Annotated in this window: 21 protein-coding genes; 10 read left to right on the forward strand and 11 right to left on the reverse strand. The window is 74.6% G+C overall.

The features are described 5' to 3' along the window. The first annotated feature begins 53 nt into the window (after positions 1-53). Complete coding sequence (locus tag ACGF15_RS01665; RefSeq protein WP_345608713.1) at positions 54-1,454, forward strand: GH1 family beta-glucosidase; 1,401 nt, start codon at positions 54-56, stop codon at positions 1,452-1,454. A 109-nt stretch (positions 1,455-1,563) separates the two neighbouring features. On the opposite strand, the gene ACGF15_RS01670 is transcribed toward ACGF15_RS01665, so the two are convergent. Then, positions 1,564-2,472: an oxygenase MpaB family protein gene (locus tag ACGF15_RS01670; RefSeq protein ID WP_345608715.1), complete on the reverse strand. Its 909-nt coding sequence runs from the start codon at positions 2,470-2,472 to the stop codon at positions 1,564-1,566. 131 nt (positions 2,473-2,603) lie between these two features. Further along, the gene (locus tag ACGF15_RS01675) at positions 2,604-3,491 is read right to left on the reverse strand and encodes an ion transporter (RefSeq protein ID WP_345608717.1); all 888 of its coding nucleotides are present in this window, start codon (positions 3,489-3,491) and stop codon (positions 2,604-2,606) included. Between the two features lie 296 nt (positions 3,492-3,787). Between ACGF15_RS01675 and sph the strand changes: the two genes are divergently transcribed. Further along, positions 3,788-4,774 carry a sphingomyelin phosphodiesterase gene (gene sph, locus ACGF15_RS01680; RefSeq protein ID WP_362611950.1) on the forward strand — a complete coding sequence of 329 codons (987 nt, stop codon included), beginning with the start codon at positions 3,788-3,790 and terminating at the stop codon, positions 4,772-4,774. A 230-nt stretch (positions 4,775-5,004) separates the two neighbouring features. Here the strand turns inward: sph and ACGF15_RS01685 are convergent, their stop codons facing one another. Beyond that, a complete protein-coding gene (locus tag ACGF15_RS01685) occupies positions 5,005-5,493 on the reverse strand; it encodes a macro domain-containing protein (RefSeq protein WP_392796556.1) in 489 nt (162 codons plus the stop codon). A gap of 175 nt (positions 5,494-5,668) precedes the next feature. Between ACGF15_RS01685 and ACGF15_RS01690 the strand changes: the two genes are divergently transcribed. Then, entirely contained in the window at positions 5,669-6,415 is a 747-nt protein-coding gene (locus ACGF15_RS01690; protein WP_345608723.1) for a MerR family transcriptional regulator, read from the forward strand. 120 nt (positions 6,416-6,535) lie between these two features. Here ACGF15_RS01690 and ACGF15_RS01695 read toward each other — a convergent pair whose 3' ends face one another. Genes ACGF15_RS01695 through ACGF15_RS01710 form a run of 4 tightly spaced genes read right to left on the reverse strand, consistent with a single transcriptional unit; the run spans position 6,536 to position 12,302 of the window. Beyond that, on the reverse strand, positions 6,536-8,713 hold the full coding sequence (locus tag ACGF15_RS01695; RefSeq protein ID WP_345608725.1) for a 3-hydroxyacyl-CoA dehydrogenase NAD-binding domain-containing protein: 2,178 nt from the start codon (positions 8,711-8,713) through the stop codon (positions 6,536-6,538). Between the two features lie 45 nt (positions 8,714-8,758). Further along, on the reverse strand, positions 8,759-9,973 hold the full coding sequence (locus tag ACGF15_RS01700; protein ID WP_362613009.1) for an acetyl-CoA C-acetyltransferase: 1,215 nt from the start codon (positions 9,971-9,973) through the stop codon (positions 8,759-8,761). A 56-nt stretch (positions 9,974-10,029) separates the two neighbouring features. Beyond that, positions 10,030-11,172, reverse strand: a complete 1,143-nt coding sequence (locus ACGF15_RS01705) for an acyl-CoA dehydrogenase family protein (RefSeq protein ID WP_345608729.1) — start codon at positions 11,170-11,172, stop codon at positions 10,030-10,032. Next, entirely contained in the window at positions 11,169-12,302 is a 1,134-nt protein-coding gene (locus ACGF15_RS01710; RefSeq protein ID WP_362613006.1) for a CaiB/BaiF CoA-transferase family protein, read from the reverse strand. Before ACGF15_RS01710 ends, ACGF15_RS01705 begins: the two co-directional genes overlap by 4 nt. 275 nt (positions 12,303-12,577) lie before the next feature. Here ACGF15_RS01710 and ACGF15_RS01715 point away from each other — a divergent pair, with 275 nt between their 5' ends. Then, the gene (locus ACGF15_RS01715; RefSeq protein ID WP_392796557.1) at positions 12,578-13,762 is read left to right on the forward strand and encodes a saccharopine dehydrogenase family protein; all 1,185 of its coding nucleotides are present in this window, start codon (positions 12,578-12,580) and stop codon (positions 13,760-13,762) included. Between the two features lie 15 nt (positions 13,763-13,777). Here the strand turns inward: ACGF15_RS01715 and ACGF15_RS01720 are convergent, their stop codons facing one another. Continuing rightward, positions 13,778-14,476, reverse strand: a complete 699-nt coding sequence (locus ACGF15_RS01720) for an endonuclease V (RefSeq protein WP_362613003.1) — start codon at positions 14,474-14,476, stop codon at positions 13,778-13,780. Between the two features lie 44 nt (positions 14,477-14,520). Between ACGF15_RS01720 and ACGF15_RS01725 the strand changes: the two genes are divergently transcribed. The 4 genes from ACGF15_RS01725 (at position 14,521) to ACGF15_RS01740 (ending at position 18,656) form a co-directional block, all read left to right on the forward strand. Beyond that, positions 14,521-14,820 carry a YciI family protein gene (locus tag ACGF15_RS01725; protein WP_345608735.1) on the forward strand — a complete coding sequence of 100 codons (300 nt, stop codon included), beginning with the start codon at positions 14,521-14,523 and terminating at the stop codon, positions 14,818-14,820. 183 nt (positions 14,821-15,003) lie between these two features. After that, a complete protein-coding gene (locus ACGF15_RS01730) occupies positions 15,004-15,423 on the forward strand; it encodes an SsgA family sporulation/cell division regulator (RefSeq protein WP_362613000.1) in 420 nt (139 codons plus the stop codon). Positions 15,424-15,816: 393 nt separating this feature from the next. Next, positions 15,817-17,472, forward strand: coding sequence for an ATP-binding cassette domain-containing protein (locus ACGF15_RS01735; RefSeq protein ID WP_345608739.1), 1,656 nt, complete (start codon positions 15,817-15,819; stop codon positions 17,470-17,472). A gap of 206 nt (positions 17,473-17,678) precedes the next feature. After that, positions 17,679-18,656, forward strand: a complete 978-nt coding sequence (locus tag ACGF15_RS01740; RefSeq protein ID WP_345608741.1) for an acyl-ACP desaturase — start codon at positions 17,679-17,681, stop codon at positions 18,654-18,656. Between the two features lie 154 nt (positions 18,657-18,810). On the opposite strand, the gene ACGF15_RS01745 is transcribed toward ACGF15_RS01740, so the two are convergent. Beyond that, a complete protein-coding gene (locus ACGF15_RS01745) occupies positions 18,811-20,139 on the reverse strand; it encodes an SDR family NAD(P)-dependent oxidoreductase (protein ID WP_345608743.1) in 1,329 nt (442 codons plus the stop codon). Positions 20,140-20,277: 138 nt separating this feature from the next. Beyond that, a complete protein-coding gene (locus ACGF15_RS01750; protein ID WP_345608745.1) occupies positions 20,278-20,523 on the reverse strand; it encodes a WhiB family transcriptional regulator in 246 nt (81 codons plus the stop codon). A gap of 511 nt (positions 20,524-21,034) precedes the next feature. Between ACGF15_RS01750 and ACGF15_RS01755 the strand changes: the two genes are divergently transcribed. Together ACGF15_RS01755 and ACGF15_RS01760 are read left to right on the forward strand one after the other, a co-directional pair. Continuing rightward, the gene (locus tag ACGF15_RS01755) at positions 21,035-22,216 is read left to right on the forward strand and encodes an MAB_1171c family putative transporter (RefSeq protein WP_362612993.1); all 1,182 of its coding nucleotides are present in this window, start codon (positions 21,035-21,037) and stop codon (positions 22,214-22,216) included. 160 nt (positions 22,217-22,376) lie between these two features. Beyond that, positions 22,377-22,940, forward strand: a complete 564-nt coding sequence (locus ACGF15_RS01760) for a GNAT family N-acetyltransferase (protein WP_392796558.1) — start codon at positions 22,377-22,379, stop codon at positions 22,938-22,940. 127 nt (positions 22,941-23,067) lie between these two features. Here ACGF15_RS01760 and ligD read toward each other — a convergent pair whose 3' ends face one another. Then, positions 23,068-24,072: a non-homologous end-joining DNA ligase gene (gene ligD / locus ACGF15_RS01765; RefSeq protein ID WP_345608750.1), complete on the reverse strand. Its 1,005-nt coding sequence runs from the start codon at positions 24,070-24,072 to the stop codon at positions 23,068-23,070. Positions 24,073-24,091 lie beyond the last annotated feature (19 nt).

The raw sequence follows: 24,091 nt of genomic DNA on the forward strand, positions 1-24,091 counted from the left end.
TGAACCCTCGCCCCCGTCCGCACCCACGTCTCACCTCCGGGAGTTCCCCCTTCATGACCGCGATCGACACACGGCCCGACGCCATGACGACGCACCGGTTCCCCGAGCACTTCCGCTGGGGCACCGCCACGGCGGCCTACCAGATCGAGGGCGCCGCCGCCGAGGACGGGCGCACCCCCTCGATCTGGGACACCTTCAGCCGCACGCCCGGCAAGGTGCGCAACGGCGACACCGGGGACATCGCCGCCGACCACTACCACCGGATGAGCGAGGACATCGCCCTGATGCGGCGCCTGGGGGTGACCGACTACCGCTTCTCGATCTCCTGGCCCCGGGTGCAGCCCACGGGCCGGGGACCGGTGGTGCGCAAGGGGCTGGACTTCTACCGGCGGCTCGCCGACGAGCTGAGGGAGGCCGGCATCCGGCCGGTCGCCACGCTCTACCACTGGGACCTGCCGCAGGAGCTGGAGGACGCCGGCGGCTGGCCGCAGCGGGAGACGGCCCAGCGCTTCGCGGAGTACGCGCGGCTGGCGGGTGAGGCCCTGGGCGACCGGGTCGCCACCTGGACCACGCTCAACGAGCCCTGGTGCGCGGCCTTCCTCGGCTACGGCAGCGGTGTGCACGCCCCGGGCCGCACCAGCGCGCTCGCCTCGCTGCGCGCCGCGCACCACCTGAACCTGGCGCACGGGCTGGCCGCACGCGCCCTGCGGAGCGTGCTGCCCGCGGCCTCGGAGGTGTCGCTCACGCTCAACCTCCATGCGGTGCGGGCCCACACCGAGGCGCCCGGGGACCAGGACGCGGCCCGCCGGATCGACGCCGTGGGCAACCGGATCTTCCTCGACCCGGTCTTCCGCGGCCGGCTCCCCGAGGACCTGGTCCGCGACACGGCCCGGGTGACCGACTGGTCCTTCGTCGAGGACGGCGACCTGGCCGCCGCCGCGGCGCCCCTGGACTGCCTGGGCATCAACTACTACTCCCCCACGGTGGTGGCGGCGGGGACGAGCGACGCCCCCTCGCCGTGGGCGGGGGCGGAGCGGCATGTGCGCTTCCTGCCCGCCGCGGGCCCGCGCACGGCGATGGACTGGCCGGTGGACGCGGACGGGCTGCACGAGCTGCTGGTGCGGCTGCGGGACGACCTGCCGGGGACGCCGCTGGTGATCACCGAGAACGGCGCGGCCTACGACGACTACGCGGACCCCTCGGGCGAGGTGAAGGACCCCGAGCGGGTGGCCTATCTGCACGCGCACCTGGCGGCGGTGCACCGCGCCCTGGAGGACGGTGCGGACGTGCGCGGCTACTTCCTGTGGTCCCTGCTGGACAACTTCGAGTGGGCCTACGGCTACAGCAAGCGCTTCGGCATCGTGCACGTCGACTTCGCCTCGCAGCGGCGGACGTTCAAGGACAGCGCGCGCTGGTACGCGGACGTCATCGCCCGGGGCGGGCTCGGCGGCTGACCCGCGCAGGGGCCTGCGGGTCAGCCGCACGGTCCGCAGGCCCCTGACCGTGCCCCCCGGACGCCCGTCCGGCAGCCGGTTCGGCACGGTGGCGTCCGTACCCGGCGTTCTACGGTGCCGGTGACGCGCCGGACACGTCCCGCAGCGCTGCCTTCCGTGCCGCGGGGCCCGCCCGCTGCGCCCTCCGGGCCTCGCGGGCCAGGGGCAGGTAGCGCAGCCGCTCCGGGAGCAGCGGCACCAGCAGGCGCAGGACCCGGCCGAAGCGCCGCAGGCGCCGCTCCTGCACCGGCGTCCAGGGGAGCCCCAGGGCGGCGCGGGCGTCGGGCGGCATCAGCCCGACCGTCATGAAGCGGCGGAACCGGGCGAGCGGCGGCAGCAGCACCGGCCAGAGCACCGCCAGCACCGCGCGCAGCGCGCGCGGTCCCCGGTCCGGCGGGGGGACGGCGGCGTCCACGTCCACCAGTTCGCGGACCACCGCGGTGGCCTCCACCTCCTCGGCGAGCATCCGCCGCCAGTAGGGCCAGAACGCCTCGACGGTGGCCGGCATGTCGCGGTCGCGGATCCCGAGGACGCGTCCGACCTGGAGCCACTCGGCGTACAGCCGCCGCTCCTGCGCCGGCGTCAGCTCGCGCACCAGATAGCGGCAGGCGTGGCGGTAGACGGGGAACCCGGTGGCGTGCACCCAGGCGTAGGTGGCCGGGGCGAGGGCGTGGTAGCGGCGGCCCCGGGTGTCGGTGCCGCCGATGGTGCGGTGCAGTTCGCGGAGCCTTCGGCCCTCCTCGGCCGCCCGCTCCCCGCCGTAGATCCACAGCTGGAGGGAGCGCAACGAGCGCTCACCGCGGCCCCAGGGGTCGGTGCGGAAGACGGAGTGCTCGTCGACCCCGGCGCCGACGGCGGGGTGGGCGACCTGGAGGGTGAGCGCGGCGGGCAGCATCAGCAGGGCACGCACGTCCCCGGCGAGGTTCCACAGCACCCCGCCGGGCGGGGGCGGTGCGACGGGGGCTGCGGGGCGGGGCATCCGGGGCTCCTGGGGCGGGTCCGTGCGCCGGGCTCCGGTGCCGGGCGCTCGCCACCAGTATCCCGCCCCCGGGGCCGGCCGCGGGCGGCGCCCGGACGGCACCGGGGCCCGGCCGCCGGGTCGGGGCGGGCTCAGGGGCCCTGCGGCAGCCGGGTCCTGTCGGGTTGCGCGGGCACCTGGGGCAGCAGGCGCTCCATGTCGTCCAGCCCGGCCCGGACGGCCGCGAGCGCCTCGCGCAGCTCCTCGCCGCGGGCGGCGACCGCGGCGGGCGAGCGCCGCGCCTCCTCGGCCTCGCGGGCCCGCGCGAGCGAGTCGATCACCACGCCGATGAGCAGATTGACCATCAGAAAGGCGCTGAGCAGCACGTACGAGGCGTAGTAGACGGCCGCCCAGGGGGAGATCAGCAGGCCGCCGTAGAGGGCGTCGCCGAGCCCGTCGAGGGTCATCAGGACGAAGAGGGTGAGCGCGGCGCGCCCGAGGGAGCCGTAGTGCTCGGGGTCGTCGTCGGCGAAGGCGGCCCACCCGAGCATGGCGTACAGGTACAGCAGGAGCGTGCCGACCATGAGGAAGCTGACCGCCCCGGGGATGGACTTGCCGAGGGCCGTGACGATGATCCTCAGCTGGGGCAGGAAGCGGGCCGTGCGGATCACCCGGGCGAGGCGCACCAGCCGCAGCACGGTGGTGTTGTCGCCCGCGAACGGCAGGAGGGCGCACAGGACGACGGCGGCGTCGAAGAGGTTCCAGGGGTTGCGGAAGAAGGCGGAGGGGCGGTCGGCGTGCGCGACCGCCCGCAGGGCGAGTTCCGCCGTGAACAGCCCGAGCAGCAGTTCCTCCGCCCGGCCGAGCTGGACGGACCAGTCCCGGGCGAAGCCCGCATAGGTCTCCGCGCCGAGCAGGGCGGCGTTGAGCAGGATGGCGGCGACGGCGGTGGCCGAGAACCAGCCTGCGTCCGTGACCCGCCGGGCGTGCGCCGCGACCACCTCCCTGAGGGGTGCCGCGGTGGGGCTGTCGATGCTCATGGTGCTTCCCGTGTCGTGCGTGTGCGTGGCTGCGCGGACCTGCCCGCGCTCTCCGTTCGTGATCAGCTTCGCGCACGCGTGTGCGCCGAACGGGGGCTGCACACCACGTGCGGCGACATGCCAACCGGGTGGGTGACAGCGCGCACTTCTGATCGATCACCGGGAGGGCGCGGCAAGCGTTGCGACCCCGTCAAGAAATCCGGCACCTACCTATTACCTGAAAGTAACTTTGGCTGGTTTGATGTGCGTCGCCGGACGTCGTCCGGCCGACCCCCCCACCCCCGACGGGAGTTCCTGTGCCGACCTCCACGCTCCGCCGCGCCCTGCGCGCGGCGCTCGCCGCCGCACTCTCGGCCACCGCACTCGCCACCGCCGCACCCTCGGCGTCGGCCGCGGCGGACACCTACGAGACCCCGCGGCTGAAGGTGCTCAGCTACAACGCGTTCCTGTTCAGCAAGACGCTGTACCCCAACTGGGGCCAGGACCACAGGGCCTCCGCCATTCCCCGGACCTCGTTCTTCCAGGGCAACGACGTGGTCGTCCTGCAGGAGGCCTTCGACAACTCCTCCTCCGAGGCGCTGAAGTCGAACGCGGCCTCCCAGTACCCGTACCAGACCCCGGTGATGGGGCGCAGCAAGAGCGGCTGGGACGCCACCGGGGGCGCCTACTCGGCGACGACGCCCGAGGACGGCGGTGTCACCGTGCTGAGCAAGTGGCCGATCCTGCGCAAGGAGCAGTACGTCTACAAGGACGCCTGCGGCGCGGACTGGTGGTCGAACAAGGGCTTCGTCTACGTGGTGCTGGACGTCGACGGCACCCGGGTCCACGTGGTCGGGACGCACGCCCAGTCCACCGACCCCGGCTGCGGCTCCGGTGAGGCGGCGCTGATGCGCAGCCGCCAGTTCCGGGCCATGGACGCCTTCCTGGACGGCAAGAACATCCCGGCCTCCGAGCAGGTCGTCGTCGCGGGGGACTTCAACGTGGACCGGCACAGCGCCGAGCACGCGACGATGCTCGCGGACGCGGGGCTGGTCGACTCCGACGCCCGGACCGGGCACGCCTACTCCTTCGACACCCGCGACAACTCGATCGCGGCGTACCGCTACCCCGACGACCCCCGCGAGGACCTCGACCACGTGCTGCACCGCGCCGGGCACGCGCGGCCCGGCCACTGGACCAACGACGTGGTCAAGGAGCAGAGCGCCCCGTGGTCGGTGTCCAGCTGGGGCAGGACGTACACGTACACCAACCTCTCCGACCACTACCCGGTGATCGGCGGCTGAGGCCCGCCCGGGGCCCCTCCCGCCCGTCCGCCGGGGGACGGGCCCCGCACGGATACCGCCCCGGGGCCCGTCCCGGGCCGCCACGGGGCGCCTGTCCGCCGCATCTCCCGTCCGGGCCGCGGCGGACAGGCCCCGTGGGCCGGGGTGCCCTCGCGGGGATCCCCGGGGCACGGTGGCGGCGCGCCGCTCCCCGGGCCTGAGGCGGGGGAGCGGCGCGCCGCTCCCCCGCCTCAGGCCCGCCCCGCGTCACCGCCCTCGTGGTCGTACACCGTCACCGCCACGCCCCGGGCCACCAGGCGCCGGGTGACCAGGGGCTCCACACGGGACCACTCGCCGCCCGCCAGACCGCAGCCGATGCGGGGCATGTGCACGGAGGCGCCGAGCTCCAGCGCCTTGTCCCCCAGGGTCCCGAGCGCCGTGTCGATCGCCGCGGACCGCACGGGCACGGCGGTGCTCCCCTTGGTGCGCAGCCCGTGCTGGCCCACCATGTTCGCCACCCACAGCTCGGGCTCGACCCGGACGAACTGCGCGTCCCCGAGGGCGAAGCCGTCCGCGTACCATGCGCGGAACGCGGCCTCGGGCCCGGGCCACCGGCGGGAGAGGGCGAGCACGAAGCCCTTGCCCCAGCCGCCGGAGTCGTTGCACACATGGGCGATGATCCTGGCGCCACCGCCCCGGGGCGCGGTGGCGTCCCCCTGTACGTACTCGATCGTCGTCATGGAACAAACGTACGATGCCTCTCCGGTGGGCACCCGGGATTTCCTCCGCCCCCGCGGCCCCCGCCCCCTGGAGGCAGGGGGCGTCCCGCGAGGACTTCGCAGTCCCGGTGAGACAGCAATACTGTTGAGCCGGACCGCGGCGGCACGGCACGCGGGAGGCGACGGAGGGACAGGCATGGCGGACGGGAACGGGGAGCCGGCCCTGACCGTGGACGAGCTGGCCGCGCGTGCCGGGGTCACCGTGCGCACGATCCGCTTCTACGGCACCCGCGGCCTGCTGCCGCCCCCCGAGATCGGCCCGCGCCGCGTCGGGCGCTACGGCTCCGGCCATCTGTCCCGGCTCGCGCTGATCGAGGAGCTGCAGCGTCAGGGCATGACGCTGGCCGCCATCGAGCGGTATCTGGAGCAGCTCCCCGAGGACCTCAGCGACCGGGACCTGGCCATCCACCGGGCCCTGGTGGCCTCCTGGGCACCGGAGTCGGCCGAGGAGGTCACCCGGGAGGAGCTGGAGCGGAAGGCCGGGCGGGAGCTGCGCGAGGCGGACGTGGACCGGCTCGCCGCGATGGGGGTGCTGGACCGCACGTCCCGCGGGGAGCTGCGCCTGGACTGCTCGCTGCTGCGCCTGGGGCTGGAGCTGCTGGACGTGCCGATCGCGCACGAGACGATCCTCGCCTCGCGCACGGTCCTGCTGGAGCACGCGCGTGCCGCGGCCGAGGAGCTGTCGCGGCTCTTCCGCGACGAGGTCTGGGGCCCCTACCGGGAGCGGGAGGGGGACGGGGACCATCTGGCGGCCATGAAGTCCCTCTCCGCGCACATGCAGCCGATGGTGGTCCAGGCCCTGGTGACGGCGTTCCAGAGGTCGCTGCGCGAGGAGCTGCGGGCGGCGTTCGAGGCGGACGGGGTGCCGCCTGCGGGCGGGTGACGGCGGCCCGCAGGCCGGCGGCGCCCCCAGGGGCGACGCCCGGCTCCCGGGACCGCGACCGGTCCCGGGAGCCGGGCGTGACGGACGGCGCCGGACGGCGGTGGCCCGCCGCCCGGGCCGTCACCTGGCGTCGGTGAAGACCTCGCCCCGCTCCGCCTTCTCCACCAGCCCCGCCGACGGCAGGAAGCGGTCCCCGTAGCGGTCCGCCAGTTCGCGGGCCCGTGCCACGAAGCCCGGCAGCCCGCCCTGGTAGCCGTTGATGTACTGCAGGACGCCGCCGGTCCACGCGGGGAAGCCGATGCCCATGAGGGAGCCGATGTTGGCGTCGGCGACGGTGGTCAGGACCCCCTCCTCCAGGCAGCGGACGCTGTCGAGCGCCTCCGAGAAGAGCATCCGCTCCTGCATGTCCGCGAAGGGGATCTCCGTTCCCGGGCGGGTGAAGTGCTCGCGCAGGCCCGGCCACAGCCGGGTGCGGGCACCGTCCCCGTCGTACTCGTAGAAGCCGGCGCCGCCGCTGCGGCCGGGGCGGCCGAACTCGTCGACCATCCGGTCGACGACGGCCTCCGCCGGGTGCGGCGTCCAGGTGCCGCCCGCCTCCTCGACCGCCCGCCGGGTCTCGTTCCGGATCCTGCGGGGCAGGGTGAGGGTGAGCTCGTCCATCAGGGAGAGCACCTTGGCGGGGTATCCGGCCTGTGCGGCGGCCTGCTCCACGGAGACCGGGTCGGCACCCTCGCCCACCATGGCCACGCCCTCGTTGATGAACTGCCCGATGACCCGGGAGGTGAAGAAGCCGCGCGAGTCGTTGACCACGATGGGCGTCTTGGAGATCTGCCGCACCAGGTCGAAGGCGCGGGCGAGGGCCTCGTCCCCGGTGCGCTCGCCCTTGATGATCTCCACCAGGGGCATCTTGTCCACCGGGGAGAAGAAGTGCAGCCCGACGAAGTCGGCGGGGCGCCCGACGCCCTCGGCGAGTGCGGTGATCGGCAGCGTGGAGGTGTTGGAGCACAGCAGCGCGTCGGGCGCCACCACGTCCTGGATCTCCTGGAAGACCTTGTGCTTGAGGCCCGTGTCCTCGAAGACGGCCTCGATGACCGCGTCGCAGCCCGCGAGGTCGGCGGTGTCGGCGGTCGGGGTGATCCGGGCGAGCAGGGCGTCGGCCTTCTCCTGCGTGGTGCGGCCGCGGGAGACGGCCTTGGCGCACAGCGTGGCGGAGTAGCCCTTGCCCTTGGCGGCCGCCTCCTCGGTGACGTCCTTCAGCACGACCTCGATGCCCGCGCGGGCGCAGGAGTAGGCGATGCCCGCGCCCATCATCCCGGCGCCGAGGACGGCGACCCTGGAGACGGTCCGCGGTGCGGCGCCCTGCGGGCGGCTGGCACCGGAGTTGACGGCCTGGAGGTCGAAGAAGAAGGCCTGCATCATGTTCTTCGCCGTCTGGCCGGTGACCAGCTCGGTGAAGTAGCGGGCCTCGATGACCTGCGCGGTCTCGAAGTCGACCTGGGAGCCCTCGACGGCGGTGGCGAGGATGTTGCGCGGCGCCGGGTAGGGCGCGCCCGCGGTCTGCTTGCGCAGGTTGGCCGGGAAGGCGGGCAGGTTGGCGGCGAGCTTCGGGTGGGCGGGGGTGCCGCCCGGGATCCGGTAGCCGGGGGCGTCCCAGGGCTGGCGGGACTCGGGGTGGGCGTCGATGAAGGCGCGCGCCTGCCGGATCATCTCCTCCGGTGTGGCGGCCAGCTCGTGCACCAGCCCGGCCTCCAGGGCGCGCTTCGGGGAGTACTGGGTGCCCTGGAGGAGGACCTTCAGCAGGGCGTCCGCGATGCCCATGAGACGCACGGTGCGGGTGACGCCGCCGCCGGCGGGGAGCAGCCCGAGGGTGACCTCGGGCAGGCCGATCCTGGAACCGGGGGCGTCGAGGGCGATCCGGTGGTGGCAGGCGAGGGCGATCTCGTAGCCGCCGCCGAGGGCCGCGCCGTTGATCGCGGCGACGACGGGCCTGCCGAGGGTCTCGATGCGGCGCAGGGCGCGCTTGATGCCCATGCCCGCGTCGAAGACCGCCTGGGCGTCCCCGGGCCCGGCCTTGATCATCTCCTTGAGGTCGCCGCCGGCGAAGAAGGTCTTCTTCGCGGAGGTGACGATGACTCCGCGGACGGACTCCCGCTCCGCTTCGAGGCGTTCGGCGACCTGGGCGATCGACGCCTTGAACGCCTGGTTCATGGTGTTGGCGGACTGGTCCGGATCGTCGAGCACGAGGGTGACGACGCCGGTCTCGTCCTGTTCCCAGCGGATGGTGGTGGACTCGCTCATGGTGGTGGCTGCTCCGTAAGACAGGGCCGAAGGGGACGGGACGATTCAGAGGCGCTCGACGACGGTGGCGACTCCCATCCCGCCGCCGACGCAGAGGGTGGCGAGGCCGTAGCGCTGGTCCCGGCGCTCCAGCTCGTCGACGAGCGTGCCGAGGATCATGGCGCCGGTGGCGCCGAGCGGGTGGCCCATCGCGATGGCGCCGCCGTTGACGTTGACCTTGTCCAGGCTCAGGCCCATGTCCGCGGCGAAGCGCAGCACGACGCCGGCGAAGGCCTCGTTGATCTCGACCAGGTCGATGTCGTCGATGGTGAGACCGGCCTTGGCCAGGGCCTTGCGGGTGGCGGGCGCGGGGCCGGTGAGCATGATGGTCGGCTCGGACCCGGAGACGGCGGCGGAGACGATCCGGGCGCGCGGGGTGAGTCCGTGGCGCTCGCCGACCGCCTTGCTGCCGATCGCGACGAGCGCGGCGCCGTCGACGATGCCGGAGGAGTTCCCGGCGTGGTGGACGTGGTCGATGCGCTCCACCCAGTGGTACTTCTGCAGCGCCACGGCGTCGAAGCCGCCGAGTTCGCCGATGTCGGCGAAGGACGGCTTCAGCCCGGCGAGCGAGTCGGCGGTGGTGCCGGGGCGCATGTGCTCGTCGTGGTCGAGGACCACCAGGCCGTTGCGGTCGGTGACGGGGACCACGGAGCGGTCGAAGCGCCCGTCCTTCCACGCGGCGGCGGCGCGCTCCTGGGAGAGGGCCGCGTACTCGTCCACGTCGCGGCGCGACCAGCCGCCGAGGGTGGCGATCAGGTCGGCGCCGATGCCCTGGGGAACGAAGCCGGTCTGGAGGTTGGTCATCGGGTCGGCGAACCAGGCGCCGCCGTCGGAGGCCATGGGGACGCGGGACATCGACTCGACGCCGCCGGCCAGGACCAGCTCCTCCCAGCCGGAGCGCACCTTCATCGCCGCCAGGTTGACCGCCTCCAGCCCCGAGGCGCAGAAGCGGTTCTCCTGGACGCCGGCGACCGAGTCGGGGAGCCCCGCGGCGATGGCGGCGATCCGGGCGATGTCGGAGCCCTGGTCGCCGACGGGTCCGACGACGCCGAGCACGATGTCGTCGATCGCCGCCGGGTCCAGGTCGGGGAAGCGGCGCCGGACCTCGTGGATCAGGCCGACGACCAGGTCGATGGGCTTGGTGCCGTGCAGGGCACCGTTGGCCTTCCCGCGTCCGCGCGGGGTGCGGATCGCGTCGTACACGTACGCTTCGGTGCTCACCTTGGTTCAGCCTTTCGGGGGAGGATGGGGCCCGGCGGGGAGGGTGCCGGCCGCCGTCAGCCGAGCAGCGAACGGCCGATGATCTCCTTCATGATCTCGGTCGTGCCGCCGTAGATGGTCTGGATGCGCCCGTCGGTGAAGGCCCGGGCGACGGGGTACTCGTTCATGTACCCGTACCCGCCGTGGAGCTGGAGGCAGCGGTCGGCGGCCCGCTTCTGGAGTTCGGTGGCCCACCACTTGGCCATGGAGGCGTGGACGCCGTCGAGGGTGCCGGCGGCGTGGTCCTCGATGCAGCGGTCCAGGAAGGCCCGGGTGACGGCGCACTCGGTGGCCAGCTCCGCGATCTCGAAGCGGACGTGCTGGAGCCTGGCCAGCGGCCGGCCGAAGGCCTCGCGCTCCTTGACGTACGCCGTGGTGATCTCCAGCAGGTGCTCGGCCGCCGCGATCCCGGCGACGGCGATGGCCATCCGCTCCTGGGCCAGGTTGGTCATCAGGTGGACGAAGGCGCCGTTGAGCTCGCCGAGCAGGTTCTCCTTCGGGATCCGCACGTCGCGGAAGAACAGCTCGGCCGTGTCCTGCGACTTCTGGCCGATCTTGTCGAGGTTGCGCCCCCGCTCGAAGCCCTCCATGCCCCGCTCGACGACGAGCAGGGACAGGCCGTGGGCCCCGCCCTCGGGGGTGGTCCGCGCCACCACGAGCACCAGGTCGGCCAGGATGCCGTTGGAGATGAAGGTCTTGGAACCGTTGAGCACCCAGTGGTCCCCGCGGTCCTCGGCGGTGGTGCGGATGCCCTGGAGGTCGGACCCGGCGCCGGGCTCGGTCATGGCGATGGCCGTGATCAGCTCGCCGCTGCAGAACCCCGGCAGCCACCGGCGCTTCTGCTCCCCGGTGGCCAGTGCGGTCAGGTACGGGCCGATGATGTCGTTGTGCAGGCCGATCGCGAGTCCGGGGGCGCCGGCCCGGGTGAACTCCTCGTGCAGCACCGCGGCATAGCGGAAGTCGGCGTTGCCGCCGCCTCCGTACTCCTCCGGCACGGCGAGGCCGAGCAGCCCCTGGCGTCCGGCGGCCAGCCAGGCGGCCCGGCTGACGATGCCGTCCTGCTCCCACTGCGCGTAGTGCGGCAGCACCTCCTTGGCCAGGAAGGTGCGCACGGTCTCCCGGAACGCCTCGTGCTCGTCGGTGAAGATCCGGCGCTTCAACGGTCCTCCTGGGGGTCGGTCAGGGGCACGCCCCAGTCCCGTGCGACCTCCGCGGTGTCCGCGCCGGGCAGGGCGGGCCCCCGGCGCACCGCACCGGGAGTGGCGGAGAAGCGGGGGGCGGGCGCGGGCTGGATGGTGCCGCCGTGTTCGACGAAGGTGGAGCGGGCGGCGAGGTGCGGGTGGTGCGGGGCCTCGCGCAGGGACAGCACGGGGGCGACGCAGGCGTCGGAGCCCTCGAAGAGGGCCGTCCACTCGGCTCGGGTACGGGTGCGGAAGCGGGCGGCGACGGCGGCCCGCAGCTCGCCCCAGCGGCCGAAGTCCTTGCGGGCGGGCAGGGTGCCGGCGATGCCGAGCAGGCGGACGAACTCCTCGTAGAACCGCTGCTCCAGGGCGCCGACGGCCATGTACTCGCCGTCGGAGGTCTCGTAGGTGCCGTAGAAGGGGCAGCCGCCGTCGAGGAGGTTGCTGCCGCGCCGGTCCTGCCAGCCGCCGGCGGCCATCATCCCGTGGATCATGGTGGCCAGATGGCTGGCGCCGTCGACGACGGCGGCGTCCACGACCTGCCCGGTGCCGCCCTCGGTGCGCGCGTGCTGCAGGGCGGCGAGGACGCCGACGACCAGGTAGAGCGCGCCGCCCGCGTAGTCGCCGAGCAGGTTGGCGGGCAGCGCCGGCGGCTCCCCGGCCCGGCCGACCATGGACAGGGTGCCGGTCACGGCGATGTAGGAGACGTCGTGCCCGGCGCGGTCGGCGAGCGGGCCGTCCTGCCCCCAGCCCGTCATCCGGCCGTACACGAGCCGGGGGTTGCGGGCGAGGCATTCCCCGGGCCCGACGCCGAGCCGTTCCGCGACCCCGGGGCGGTAGCCCTCGATCAGGATGTCCGCCGCCGCGGCCAGGTCCAGCACCCGCGCGGGCCCGTCCGCCGACTTGAGGTCGACCAGCACGGAGCGCTTGTTGCGGTTGGTGAGGTCGTGGGCCGGGTCGATGCCGAGGCCCGGCCCTCCGGGGCGGTCCACCCGGACCACGTCGGCGCCGAGGTCCGCCAGATGCATGGCCGCGAACGGGCCCGGCCCGATGCCGGCCAGTTCGACCACGCGCACCCCGGCGAGCGGTCCGTTCCCCGATGCGGCCATCCGCCGACCCCCAGAGGTGTGACACAGTTGATGTAACACCATCGATGATAAGAACGCGCCCCCTGGCGCACAAGGGCTTCCGGCACCTGTTCCGAGCGAGCGCTTAGCTCCGTCCGCCCGCCAGGTTACCGATGGGGAACCCGTCTTCTGCGGGGCCGCGCGGCGCGTTAGGGTCTCCCGGACGGATCACCCGCGGTCCGCTCCCCGGACCCCCGGGGGGACCCGCCCGGCCCCGGCGCCGGAGGGCCGCCGCGGGCCGCACCGCGGAGGAGCCCTTGAACAGCAAGAACGCGCGCCCCTACGACCTCGTGCTCTTCGGGGCGACCGGGTTCGTCGGGGAGCTGACCGCCCGACGGCTCGCCCTCAGGGCACCCGCCGACTGCCGCTGGGCCCTCGCCGGCCGCAGCAGGGCGAAGCTGGAGGCGCTCCGGGACCGGCTGAGCGCGGAGCACCCCGGCTGCGCCTCGCTCCCCCTGGTGGTCGCGGACGCCGCGGACCCCGCCTCGATGCGCGAACTCGCCGAGTCCACCCGGGCCCTCGCCACGACCGTGGGCCCCTATGTCTGGTACGGCGAGGCGCTGGTGGCGGCCTGCGCCGAGGCCGGCACCCACTACGCGGACCTGACCGGGGAGCCGGAGTTCATCGACTCGGTGTTCGTCCGGCACGACGCCAGGGCACGCGAGACCGGGGCCCGGCTGGTGCACGCCTGCGGCTTCGACTCGATCCCGGCGGACCTGGGCGCCTACCACATGGTGCGGCAACTGCCGGAGGGCGTGCCGCTGCGCGTCGACGGCTTCGTCCGCTCCGGCGCGATGTTCTCGGGCGGCACCTTCGCCTCCGCGCTCACCGCCATGGGGCGCGGAACCCAGACGCTGCGGGCCGCCCGCGCGCGGCGCCTGCACGAGCCCCGCCTGGTCGGACGGCGCGCCACCTCCCCCGTCGGCATACCCCAGTTCCGCCGCGAGACGGGGACCTGGGCGCTGCCGCTGCCCACCATCGACGGGCCGATCGTCGCGCGCAGCGCGCGCGCCCTGGAGCGCTACGGACCGGACTTCCGCTACCGGCACTTCGCCTCGGTCCGGACGCTGCCGATGGCGCTCGCCGGGCCCGCGGTCGTCTGCGCGGGCGCGGCCCTCGCACAGATCCCGCCGGTGCGCCGTCGGCTGATCGACCTCGTGGAGCCCGGTACCGGCCCGAGCGCGGAGCGCCGCGCACGCAGCTGGTTCTCCGTCCGCTTCGTGGGCGAGGGCGGCGGACGGCGCGTCCTGACCGAGGTGACCGGCGGCGACCCCGGGTACGACGAGACGGCCGTCATGCTGGCGGAGTCCGTGCTGTGCCTCGCCCTCGACGAACTCCCCGAGGCGTCGGGCCAGTTGACCACCGCGGTGGCGATGGGCGACGCGCTGCTGGAGCGGTTGCGCAGCGCGGGGCTGTCCTTCCGGGTGGTCCACTCCCGCTGACCGGGGCGCGGGAGGTCACCGGGATCCGGTCGCCTCCCGCAGGGCGCGACGGCACAGGGCGTCCGCGCGCCGGGTGGTCTCCGGGAGGCGGAAGTCCCGCGCCAGGTGGAGGGTGTGGGCGCAGGCCGCCTCCAGCGTGGTGCGGTGGCCCGCGGAGACGAAGAGGGGCTTGACCCCCGCGCGGGTCCGCAGCGCACGGCCGACCTCCTCGCCGTCGTCGGCGAGGAGCGGCGCCGTGGCGCCGCGTGCCGGGCCCGGCTCCTCGTGGCGGAAGACGAAGGGGTTCTTGGCCACGCCGATCGCGGGCAGGTCCATCAGCACGCCCAGATGGCTGGCCAGTCCGAAGCGCCGAGGATGCGCCAGCCCGTAGCCGTCGCAGACCACGAGACCGGGATCGGTGCCGAGCGCCTCCAGCGCGGCGCGGACCGTCGGGAGCTCCCGGAAGGCCAGCAGACCGGGGACGTAGGGGAAGGACACCCTGCCCACGGCGGTGGCCTCCGCGACGACGTGCAGGTCCGCCGCGTCCAGCACGACGGCCGCGGCGGCCACCAGGTCGCGCCCGTCGTCGTAGGCGACGTCCACCCCGGTCACCAGGCCGGAGCCCACGGGGGGCGCCTCGTCCGCGAGGACGACACGGCAGCGCAGGTCGTCCTGGAGGGCGCGGGCCGCCTCCTCGGTGGCAGGCCAGTCCGCGGGCGCTTCGACGATCGTCATGGTGGCACCCAGCCTACGGTGTGCGGGTGGGTAACCTGCCCGTCATGTTCGTGATGGAATTGACGTACACCGCCCCGGTCGACCGCGTCGACCCCCTGCTGCCCGCGCACGTCGCCTGGCTCGACGCGCTGTACGCGCAGGGCGTGTTCATCGCCTCGGGCCGCAAGAACCCGCGGGACGGAGGCATCATCCTCGCCGTCGCGGACGACCGGGCGCGGATCGAGGAGATCGCCGCGGGCGACCCGTTCGTCTCGGGCGGTGTCTGCAGCTACCGCATCACGGAGTTCGCGGCGACGAAGACGGCGCCCGCGCTCTCCGCCTACCGGGAGCAGCTCCCCGCCTGACCTCCCGGGGCACGGCAACGGGGCGGCGGGGCGGCCGCGCGCACCGGTGGGTGGTGACACAGCTCACGGTGCGCACCGATGCACGCGAGGGGCCGCCGCGCCGTCTTCCCCCGTACCGGGATATCCGCACCCGGGGGACCACGGCCGGAGGACCCGGCAGCGGCACAGGTGGAGGAGCGGCCCTTGTCCAGCGTCATCGAGCAGGCCGTCCAGGCCCGGCTCGTCGCCTCCGCGCCCCGGATGGAGTCGGTTCCCGCGACGCTCCACTACGACCGCCGGGACCCGTTCACCGTGCGCATCGACTTTCCCGCCCCGGCGACGCTGGAAGGCCGGGACGTGTCCTGGGAGTTCGCCCGGGAGCTGCTGGCGGAGGGGGTGGAGGCGCCCGCGGGCATCGGCGACGTGCGGGTGCGTCCCTTCGGCTACGACCGCACGGTGATGGAGTTCCACGCACCGGAGGGCGTGGCGATGGTGCACCTCCTCACCGGCGAGCTGCTGACCTTCCTGCGGCGCACGGAGGAGCTGGTCCCGCTCGGCGACGAGCGGGACCGCCTGGACCTGGACGGGGCGCTGGCACTGCTGCTGGGAGGCGGCACCCCCTGAGCGGGCCGCGGGGCATGCAGGCGCCCGCGGCACGGGCAGCCGCACTCCCCGCGCCCGGGCCCGCGCCCACGACGGGGACGGTGACGCCGTCGCCGTCGCCGAAAAACAGGTGGCCGCGCGCCGACGCCCCGACTACTGTCGTCCTCGGTTCTGCCGCCGTCGATCGGAGAAGGACGTTGCTCGTCTGAGGTCTTGAGACACCGTGCCCGCCAGCCCTGCGCCGGCGCGCCGCGTGCGACCTCGACGCCCTGCCGTCCTCCGCCCGGCCCGTACCCGACCGCCCCGTCCCCTGCACCCCGTGCAGCGGCCCGCGGTCCACCGCGCCGGCGGCCCGTCGCCGCCCCGGTGTCTCCACCCGTTGCCCCTCTTTCGCCCCGCAACCGGGAGGCCACCGTGCCAACTGCCACCAACCACCATGTCGTCTGCTCGTCCCTCTCCTTCTCCTGGCCCGACGGAACCGAGGTCCTCTCGGGCCTCGACCTCGCCATCGGCCCCGGCCGGACGGGGCTCACCGGCTCCAACGGCTCGGGCAAGTCGACCCTGCTGAAGCTCCTCGCGGGGCGCCTCGCTCCGACGGCGGGCACCGTCCGCGCGGTCGGGGACATCGGCTGGCTGCCGCAGGACGTCGTGCTCGACACCGCGTCCCGGGTGGACCAGGCCCTCGGCATCGCCGCCACCCGGGCGGCCCTGCACGCCATCGAGGGCGGTGATCCGGGCGAGGAGCACTTCGCGGCCGTCGGCGACGACTGGGACGTGGAGGAGCGCTCCCGGGCCACGCTGGACCAGCTGGGCCTCGGCCACATCGGCCTCGACCGCACCATCGGCGAGGTGTCGGGCGGGGAGGCCGTCCTGCTGCGGCTGGCGGCACTGCTGCTGGCCCGCCCGGACGTCCTGCTGCTGGACGAACCGACCAACAACCTCGACCTGCACGCCCGGCGCCGGGTCCACGAGGCCCTCTCCGGATGGCCGGGCGCGCTGGTCGTCGTCAGCCACGACCGGGAGCTGCTGGAGCGGGTGGACCGCATCGCGGATCTGCACGAGGGCGAGGTGCGCCTGTTCGGCGGCCGCTACAGCGAGTTCGAGCAGGCGCTCGCCACGGAGCAGGAGGCGGCCGAGCGCATGGTCCGGGTCGCCGAGGCCGATGTGCAGCGGCAGAAGCGGGAGTTGGCCGAGGCGCAGGTGCGCCTGGCCCGCCGGCGGCGCTACGGGCAGCGGATGCAGGAGTCCAAGCGCGAGCCGAAGATCGTGATGGGAGCGCGCAAGCGTGCCGCGCAGGAGTCCGCGGGCAGGCACCGCATCCTGCACGCCGAGCGGCTGGCCGAGGCCCGCGAGCGCCTGGGCGCGGCGGAGGGCGCGGTGCGGGAGGAGGACGCCATCCGCGTCGACCTGCCGGACACGGCCGTCCCTGCCGGGCGCCGGGTGCTGCGGCTGCGCGGGCTCCGGCTGCGCCACGGTCTGGACCTCGCCCGGGACCTGGACGTGCACGGCCCCGAGCGGATCGCGCTGGTGGGGCGGAACGGCACGGGCAAGACCACGCTGCTGCGCACGCTCGCCGGGGAGCTGGCCCCGCTCGGCGGCGAGGCGGTCGCCGAGGTGCCGCTGCGCTTCCTGCCGCAGCGGCTGGACCTGCTGGACGACGGGCTGAGCGTGGCGCGGAACGTGGCGCGGTTCGCCCCGGGCGCGACGGACAACCGCATCCGGGCGCAGCTGGCGCGGTTCCTCTTCCGGGGGACGGCGGCCGACCAGTCCGCGGGAGCCCTGTCGGGCGGCGAGCGCTTCCGGGCGGCACTGGCCGCCCTGCTGCTGGCGGACCCGGCCCCCCGGCTGCTGCTGCTGGACGAACCGACCAACAACCTGGACACGGCGAGTGTGCGCAGCCTGACCGGTGCGCTCGCCTCCTACCGGGGGGCTCTGGTGGTCGCGAGCCACGATCCGGCGTTCCTCGCCTCTGCGGGGATCACCCGCTGGCTGCTGCTGGACGCCGGCGGCCTGCGGGACGTCTCGCGGGAGGAGGCCCTCGGCGGCGGGGAGGAGGGCGCCGCGGGATAGCACCGGGCGGCGGGGGCGGCGGCGGACGGCTTGCGAGCTGCGTCTCCGCCCGCCCCGCCCTCGCCGTACCCCTCCCCCACCTGGGGACATAACGGTGCGCAAGGGGGCATCACCGATCCGGGCTTGGCCGCAGGCTTACGGCCGCTTAACCTACGGGTTCGTAACCTACGAAGCCGTAAGTACCACTCCCGTCCCCAGGAGCACCAGTGACGATCACCTCTCCCCACCTCGGCAGCAGCTCGGACGCCTGGACGGACGCCCGGCTGCTGTACGCACTCGAAGAGGTGGTCGAGAAGGAGCTGAACCGCCACCTCAAGGCCGCCAAGGACTGGATGCCGCACGAGTACGTGCCCTTCGGCGACGGCCGGAACTTCCCCGGCTTCTTCGAGGACGGCGAGGCCTGGGAGCCGGGCCAGTCCAAGGTGACGGACATAGGGCGCATCGCGCTGGTGGTGAACCTGCTCACCGAGGACAACCTGCCGAGCTACCACCACGAGATCGCCTCCCTCTTCGGCCGCGACGGCGCCTGGGGCACCTGGGTGCACCGCTGGACGGCGGAGGAGGGCCGGCACGGCATCGTGATGCGGGACTACCTGCTCACCTCCCGGGCCGTCGACCCGGACAAGCTGGAGCAGTTCCGCATGGCGCACATGGCGGAGGGCTTCGAGTCGGACAACCGGCACTCGATGCTGCACTCGGTGGCGTACGTGGCCTTCCAGGAGCTGGCGACCCGGGTCTCGCACCGCAACACCGGCCACCAGTCCGGCGACCCGGTGTGCGACCGGATGCTGGCGCGCATCGCCACGGACGAGAACCTGCACATGGTCTTCTACCGCAACCTGCTGAAGGCCGCCTTCGAGATCGCCCCGGACCTGACCATGCAGGCCGTGCGCGACGTGGTGGTGAACTTCCGGATGCCCGGGCACGGCATGCCGGGCTTCGAGCGCGCCGCCGCCCAGATGGCCATCGGCGAGATCTACAACCTGCGCATCCACCACGACGACGTGCTCCAGCCCGTCCTGCGGTTCCTGAAGATCATGGAGATCGACGGCCTGGGGCCGGAGGGCGCCAAGGCCCAGGAGGAGCTGGGCCTGTACCTGGGCGGCCTGGACGCCGAGGCCGTGAAGTTCGACGACCGTCTCGCGGCGCGCAAGGCGCGGATGGCGGCCCGCGCCGCGCAGTGAGGCCACCCGGCCCGGTGCGGCGCCCCGCGCAGTGAGGCGCCCCGCCCGGTGCGGCGCCCGCGCGCCGCACCGGGTGCGGACGGGATTCCCGGGCGGTGCGCCGGAGGGGCGCCGAGGCGCCCGCGCCCCGCAAGGGCCCGCCCCGGCGGGGGGCTCACCAGGCGGCCTCCCGGTAGTCCTTGAGGAGCACACCGGCGACCGGGTCGCCCGCCTCGCCCCGCACGATCGGGTCGTAGACGCGGGCGGCGCCGTCCACCACGTCCAGCGGGGTGCGTCCGCCCGCCTCGGTGATGCGCGCCAGCCGCGGGGCCGGGTTCTCGTCGGTGACCCAGCCCGTGTCCACGGCGCACATGTGGACGCCCTGCCGGGCGAGGTGCGGTCCGCTGGTGCGGGTCAGCATGTTGAGCGCGGCCTTCGCCATGTTGGTGTGCGGGTGGTTCGCCGTCTTGCGGCGGACCGCGAACCGGCCCTCCACCGCGGAGACATTGACGACATAGGCCCGGCCCCGGGGCGAGGCGAGCAGCAGCGGCAGCAGGCGGTCGGCCAGCAGCACGGGCGCGAGGGCGTTGACCAGCTGGGTCTCCAGCACCTCCGCCGGATCGAGCGCGCCCAGCGCGGTGGTCCAGGAGTTGCGGGCGGACGGGTCCGGCAGCAGCCCGGCCTCGTCCGGCTCCCCCAGCACCAGGGCGAGCGCCCCCGCCGGGGTGCCCACCGCCGCATGGGGCCGGTAACCCGGCGCGAGGAGGATCCCTGGGGCCGGGGCGCCGCTCTCCCCCTCCGCCAGCAGCGCGTACGAGGCGGGCGGGCGCCGGATCGTCTGGGCGGCGTTGTTGACCAGGATGTCCAGGGGTGTGCCCTCCCTGCGCAGGTGCGCGCAGAGCCCGAGGACCTGCCGGGGGTCGCGCAGGTCCACCGCGACGACGGTCAGCCGGTCCAGCCAGGCGTCGCTGCCGGGGGCCGCCCGGAAGCGGCGCAGGGTGTCCTCGGGGAAGCGGCTGGTGACCAGGAGTTCGGCGCCGTCCCGCAGCATCATCAGGGCGAGCTGGAAGCCGATCTTCACCCGGCCTCCGGTCAGCAGCGCCCGGCGCCCGGCCAGGTCGGTGCGCAGCCCGCGCCGCGCGGCGTTGTCCGATGCGCACCCCGGGCAGAGGCGGTGGTAGAAGGCGTCGGCCCCGGTGTACGGCTCCTTGCACACATAGCAGCGCCGGGGCTTGAGATAGTGCTCGCCGGTCGGGCCCGGCACGGCCGGGGCGGGCAGCGGGGCGTCCGCACGGCGGTCGGCGGCACCGGTGGCGGTGCGGGCCGCCAGGCTCCGGTCGGCGGCGGCGCGGGCCCGGCGGGCCTGCTTGACGCGCCGGTTGCGGCTCTCCAGGACGAACCGGGAGGCAGCCGTCTCGGCACGCCCCCGGACCGGGTCGTCCAGCGGCAGCTGCCTCAGCCGCGCGATGGTGTCCGTGAAGGACTCCAGTTCCTCGTCCGTCATCTGCCCGTCCATGTGACGTCCCCACCCGTGAAGTTGCCCGGAGCGTAGCGCCGGGCGGGCGGGAGCGGCATCCGCTTATCGCACCGACGCCCCGGGGGACGGGCACCGGCGGGCAGGGGGCGCGGCCGGCTGCCGGGGTCAGCCGCTCTCGCGGCGCAGCTTCAGGCGCTCCTTCTCCGACAGTCCGCCCCAGACCCCGAAGCGTTCGTCGTTGGCGAGGGCGTACTCCAGGCAGGCCTGACGGCCCTCGCAGGCTCCGCAGAGCCGCTTGGCCTCGCGGGTGGAGGAACCGGGTGCGGGGAAGAAGAACTCCGGGCCCGCCTGGGCGCAGAGCGCGGCTTCCTGCCAGGCCAGTGCCGGCTCGGTCGTCGTGTTCATCGGCATGGCGCACAGCCTGCACGGCGGCGATAAACGGCCGATCAACGACACGTCAACGGTCCCGGCGTCAGGGGGCTCCCCGCCCTCCGGCTCCGGGGCGGCCGGAGACCGATTCTGCCGGGGGGAAGGGACCCGCGCCGCACCGTCGCCGCGCTTCGGCGCGTCGCGCGGCGCACAGGCGCCCCACCCGGGCGGCGCGGCGGGCGGCGCGTCCGACCGGCCCGGGGCGGTGCGGCGCAGGCCCCGGATCGGGCCCGCGGCGGAGGGCACCGGCCGACGCGGCGACACGGCGATGTGCTCCCCGGCGTCGCGGCGGGGCGGACCCGGCCGACGCGGCACTAGGATGGGCGGCCCCGCTCGGCCGCGTACGGGAGTTCGAGACGCCGGGGAGCGAAGGAGGACCGACGGGTGGACTCCCACACGATGCGGGCGGCACCCCCGCGGACCGCCCGCGTCCCCGGGCCCGCTCCGCGCGCCGCGGCGCCCGTGCGACGCGTGCACCGGCGGAGAGGGTGACATGGACGGACTGGACTTCTACCTCCCCGCCGCCGTCCTGTTCACGGCCTTCGCCGCCAAGATCCCCGAACTGGCCCGCAACAGGCGGGACCCGCTGCTGCTCTCCATGGGCGTGCTGCTCTTCGTCGCGGGGCTGGTCTTCCTGTTCGCCGCACCGCCCACCATCGTCGCCGTCAACGACCTCACGGGCGTGCCCAACGCCAGTGCCCCGCTGGTCTACACGGTCCTGACCGCCTTCTGCGCGTCCTGCCTGGTCCTGGTCGTGCACTGGCGCGAGGAGCGGCCCGGCCGGGCCCGGTTCGTCACCCGCTGGGTGGCCGGCGTCTACCTCGCCGTGATCGCCGCCCTGTGGGCGCTGTTCCTGCTCGCCGACGCCCCCGTGGAGCGGGTGCACGACCTGGACACCTACTACGCCACGACCCCGTACATGCGGGAGATGATCGTGCTGTACCTGGTGGCGCACCTGGTGGCCTCCTCGGTCACCGGCGGCCTGTGCTGGCGCTGGTCGCTGCGGGTGGGCGGCTGGCTGCGCGGCGGGCTGCTCCTGCTGGTCCTGGGCTTCCTGCTCAACCTCGGCTACGACGCGGCCAAGTTCGCGGCCGTCTTCGCCCGCTGGAGCGGGCGAGACTGGGACGGGCTCAGCACCGACACGGCCCCGCCCCTGGCCTCCTCCTCGGCGCTGCTGATCGGGCTGGGCTTCCTGCTGCCCCGGGTGGGCGGCACGCTCTCGGAGTGCTGGCGCGCCCACCGGACCTACCGCCGTCTGGGCCCGCTCTGGCGGGAGCTGCACGGGATCGCACCGGCCGCGGCACGTCCCTCGGTCTCCTGGCGCGACGGCAACGCCCGCCTCATCGCCCGGGAGTCCGCCATCCACGACGGCCTGCTGCAACTCGCCCCCCACCTGGACGGGCGGGTGCGCGCCGCGGCCGTCGCGCGGGCCGCCGCCGAGGGTGCCGGACCGCAGCGGGCCCAGGCCGTGGGGGACGCGGCGATGGTCGCCGCCGCTCTGGCGGGCCTTCGGACCGGGAGCGTGCCGCGGGATCCGCCGGGCGGCGCGGGCGGTGTGCCTCCGGAGGGCTTCCGGGACCTGGTGGGCATGGCGCAGGCGCTGCGGACCTCGCCGGTGGTGGCCGGTGCGCGGGCCGCGACCGCCGTGCGGCCGCGCAGCCCGGCGGCGCCCTGAGCGGGCCGGCACCCGGGCGCCCGCCGGGCCGGGGCGTCTCCCGGACGGCCCCGCTCCGGGGGCCGGGCACTGCCGGGGCGGGGCACGTACCATGCGGGGTACCGAGGCCGATCCCCCTGCTCCTCCCCCTGTTCCTGCCCCGTCCTCCCCTGGAGCCACCATGCCGCTGCCCTGCCCGGACCTGCTGCCCGGTGAGGGCTTCACCCTGCGTCGGCACCGCCCGGCGGACCGGGAGGCGTTCGCGGCCTTCCTCACGGACCCCGAGGCGACCCGCCACATGGCCTTCACCGCGGAGCAGAAGACGGCGCAGGGCGCGCGGAGCATGCTCGACCACGTGATCTCCGCCTACGGCACCGAGCACGAGGTCCTGTCGCTGACCATCGCGGACGCGGCGGACGACTCGTACCTGGGCTCGGTCGGGGGCACCGCCACCGGGACGGACGGCGTGGTGGAGATCTACTACACGGTCGTGCCCGCCGCACAGGGGCGCGGCCTGGCGACCGGCGCCGTGCGGCTGCTGCTCGCGTACCTCTTCTCGCTCGACGGCGTCACCTCGGTGCGCGCGGACGTCACCGCCGGGAACCGGCCGTCCGTGCGCGTGCTGGAGAAGCTGGGCTTCCGTGACCACGGTCCCGTGGAGCGGACGGCCGAGGGCGGCGAACTCGCCCACGACGCCCTCACCGGGCGCCGGTACGTACGGGACGCCGACGCCTCCGAGGGGTGAACCGCCGCTCCGCGGCCCGCCGGTCGGGGTCGCGCGAGCGGACCGGCAGCGCGCGGGCAGCCGGGGCGGGGCAGCGGCCGGCGGGCGGGAGCGGACCGGCCGCTGCGGCTGCGGCCCGGCCCCACCGTCAGTCCTTGGCCCGGCTCGGCTGCACCCGCTTGGGCTCGCCGGGCATCTTCGGGTACTCCGGCGGGTAGGGCAGGTCGCCGAGGCCGTGGTCCGCCTCGTCCTTGCGCGCCCACTCCAGCAGGTCCTCCAGGGAGAACCGGTGCTCGTCCATGTCCGCGTGGACGTCGCCGAGCTCGGCGTAGCGCCCGGGCATGGTGCGGAGGTCGAAGTCCTCGGGCCGGGCGTCGTCGACCTCCTCCCAGCGCAGCGGCGCGGAGACGGGGGCATGGGGCCGGGGGCGCACCGAGTAGGCGGAGGCGATGGTCCGGTCGCGTGCGGTCTGGTTGTAGTCGAGGAAGATCCGCTCGCCGCGCTCCTCCTTCCACCACCTGATCGTCACCCGGTCGGGCATCCTGCGCTCCAGCCCGCGCCCGCAGGCGATCGCGGCGCGGCGGACCTGGGTGAACGTCCAGCGGGGTTCGATGGGGACGAAGACGTGCAGGCCGCGCCCGCCGGAGGTCTTGGGCCAGCCGCGCAGCCCGGCCTCGTCGAGCACCTCCCGGAGCACATGGGCGGCGCGGACGGCGTCGGTGTAGTCGGTGCCGGGCTGGGGGTCGAGGTCGAGTCTCAGCTCGTCCGGGTGCTCGGTGTCCGCGCGGCGGACCGGCCACGGGTGGAAGGTCACGGCCCCCAGGTTGGCCGCCCAGAGCACGGCCGCCGGCTCCTGCGGGCAGAGCTCGTCGGCGGAGCGGCCGGAGGGGAAGGTGATGTGCGCGGTGGGGATCCAGTCCGGCAGGTGCTTCGGGGCGCGCTTCTGGAAGAAGGACTCCCCGTTCACCCCGTCGGGGTAGCGCTCCAGGGTCGTGGGCCGGTCGCGCAGCGCACGGGTGGCGCCCTCTCCCACGGCGAGGTAGTAGCGGACCACGTCCAGCTTGGTGTAGCCGGGCTCGGGGAAGTAGACCTTCTCCGGGTGGGACACCCTGACGGTGCGCCCGCCTGCTTCGATTTCCACGGCGTCGGCCATGCCCGTCAGCGTAGGCCGC

The organism is Streptomyces sp. NPDC048001 (genome assembly GCF_043203115.1).
GTDB classification, from domain to species: Bacteria; Actinomycetota; Actinomycetes; order Streptomycetales; family Streptomycetaceae; genus Streptomyces; species Streptomyces sanyensis.

Bases quoted from the DNA above. Each gene is read 5' to 3' on its own strand.
- ACGF15_RS01665 (WP_345608713.1), top strand. From the start codon at position 54: ATGACCGCGATCGACACACGGCCCGACGCCATGACGACGCACCGGTTC.
- ACGF15_RS01670 (WP_345608715.1), bottom strand. From the start codon at position 2,472: ATGCCCCGCCCCGCAGCCCCCGTCGCACCGCCCCCGCCCGGCGGGGTG.
- ACGF15_RS01675 (WP_345608717.1), bottom strand. From the start codon at position 3,491: ATGAGCATCGACAGCCCCACCGCGGCACCCCTCAGGGAGGTGGTCGCG.
- ACGF15_RS01685 (WP_392796556.1), bottom strand. From the start codon at position 5,493: ATGACGACGATCGAGTACGTACAGGGGGACGCCACCGCGCCCCGGGGC.
- ACGF15_RS01690 (WP_345608723.1), top strand. From the start codon at position 5,669: ATGGCGGACGGGAACGGGGAGCCGGCCCTGACCGTGGACGAGCTGGCC.
- ACGF15_RS01695 (WP_345608725.1), bottom strand. From the start codon at position 8,713: ATGAGCGAGTCCACCACCATCCGCTGGGAACAGGACGAGACCGGCGTC.
- ACGF15_RS01710 (WP_362613006.1), bottom strand. From the start codon at position 12,302: ATGGCCGCATCGGGGAACGGACCGCTCGCCGGGGTGCGCGTGGTCGAA.
- ACGF15_RS01720 (WP_362613003.1), bottom strand. From the start codon at position 14,476: ATGACGATCGTCGAAGCGCCCGCGGACTGGCCTGCCACCGAGGAGGCG.
- ACGF15_RS01725 (WP_345608735.1), top strand. From the start codon at position 14,521: ATGTTCGTGATGGAATTGACGTACACCGCCCCGGTCGACCGCGTCGAC.
- ACGF15_RS01745 (WP_345608743.1), bottom strand. From the start codon at position 20,139: ATGACGGACGAGGAACTGGAGTCCTTCACGGACACCATCGCGCGGCTG.
- ACGF15_RS01750 (WP_345608745.1), bottom strand. From the start codon at position 20,523: ATGCCGATGAACACGACGACCGAGCCGGCACTGGCCTGGCAGGAAGCC.
- ACGF15_RS01755 (WP_362612993.1), top strand. From the start codon at position 21,035: ATGGACGGACTGGACTTCTACCTCCCCGCCGCCGTCCTGTTCACGGCC.
- ACGF15_RS01760 (WP_392796558.1), top strand. From the start codon at position 22,377: ATGCCGCTGCCCTGCCCGGACCTGCTGCCCGGTGAGGGCTTCACCCTG.
- ligD (WP_345608750.1), bottom strand. From the start codon at position 24,072: ATGGCCGACGCCGTGGAAATCGAAGCAGGCGGGCGCACCGTCAGGGTG.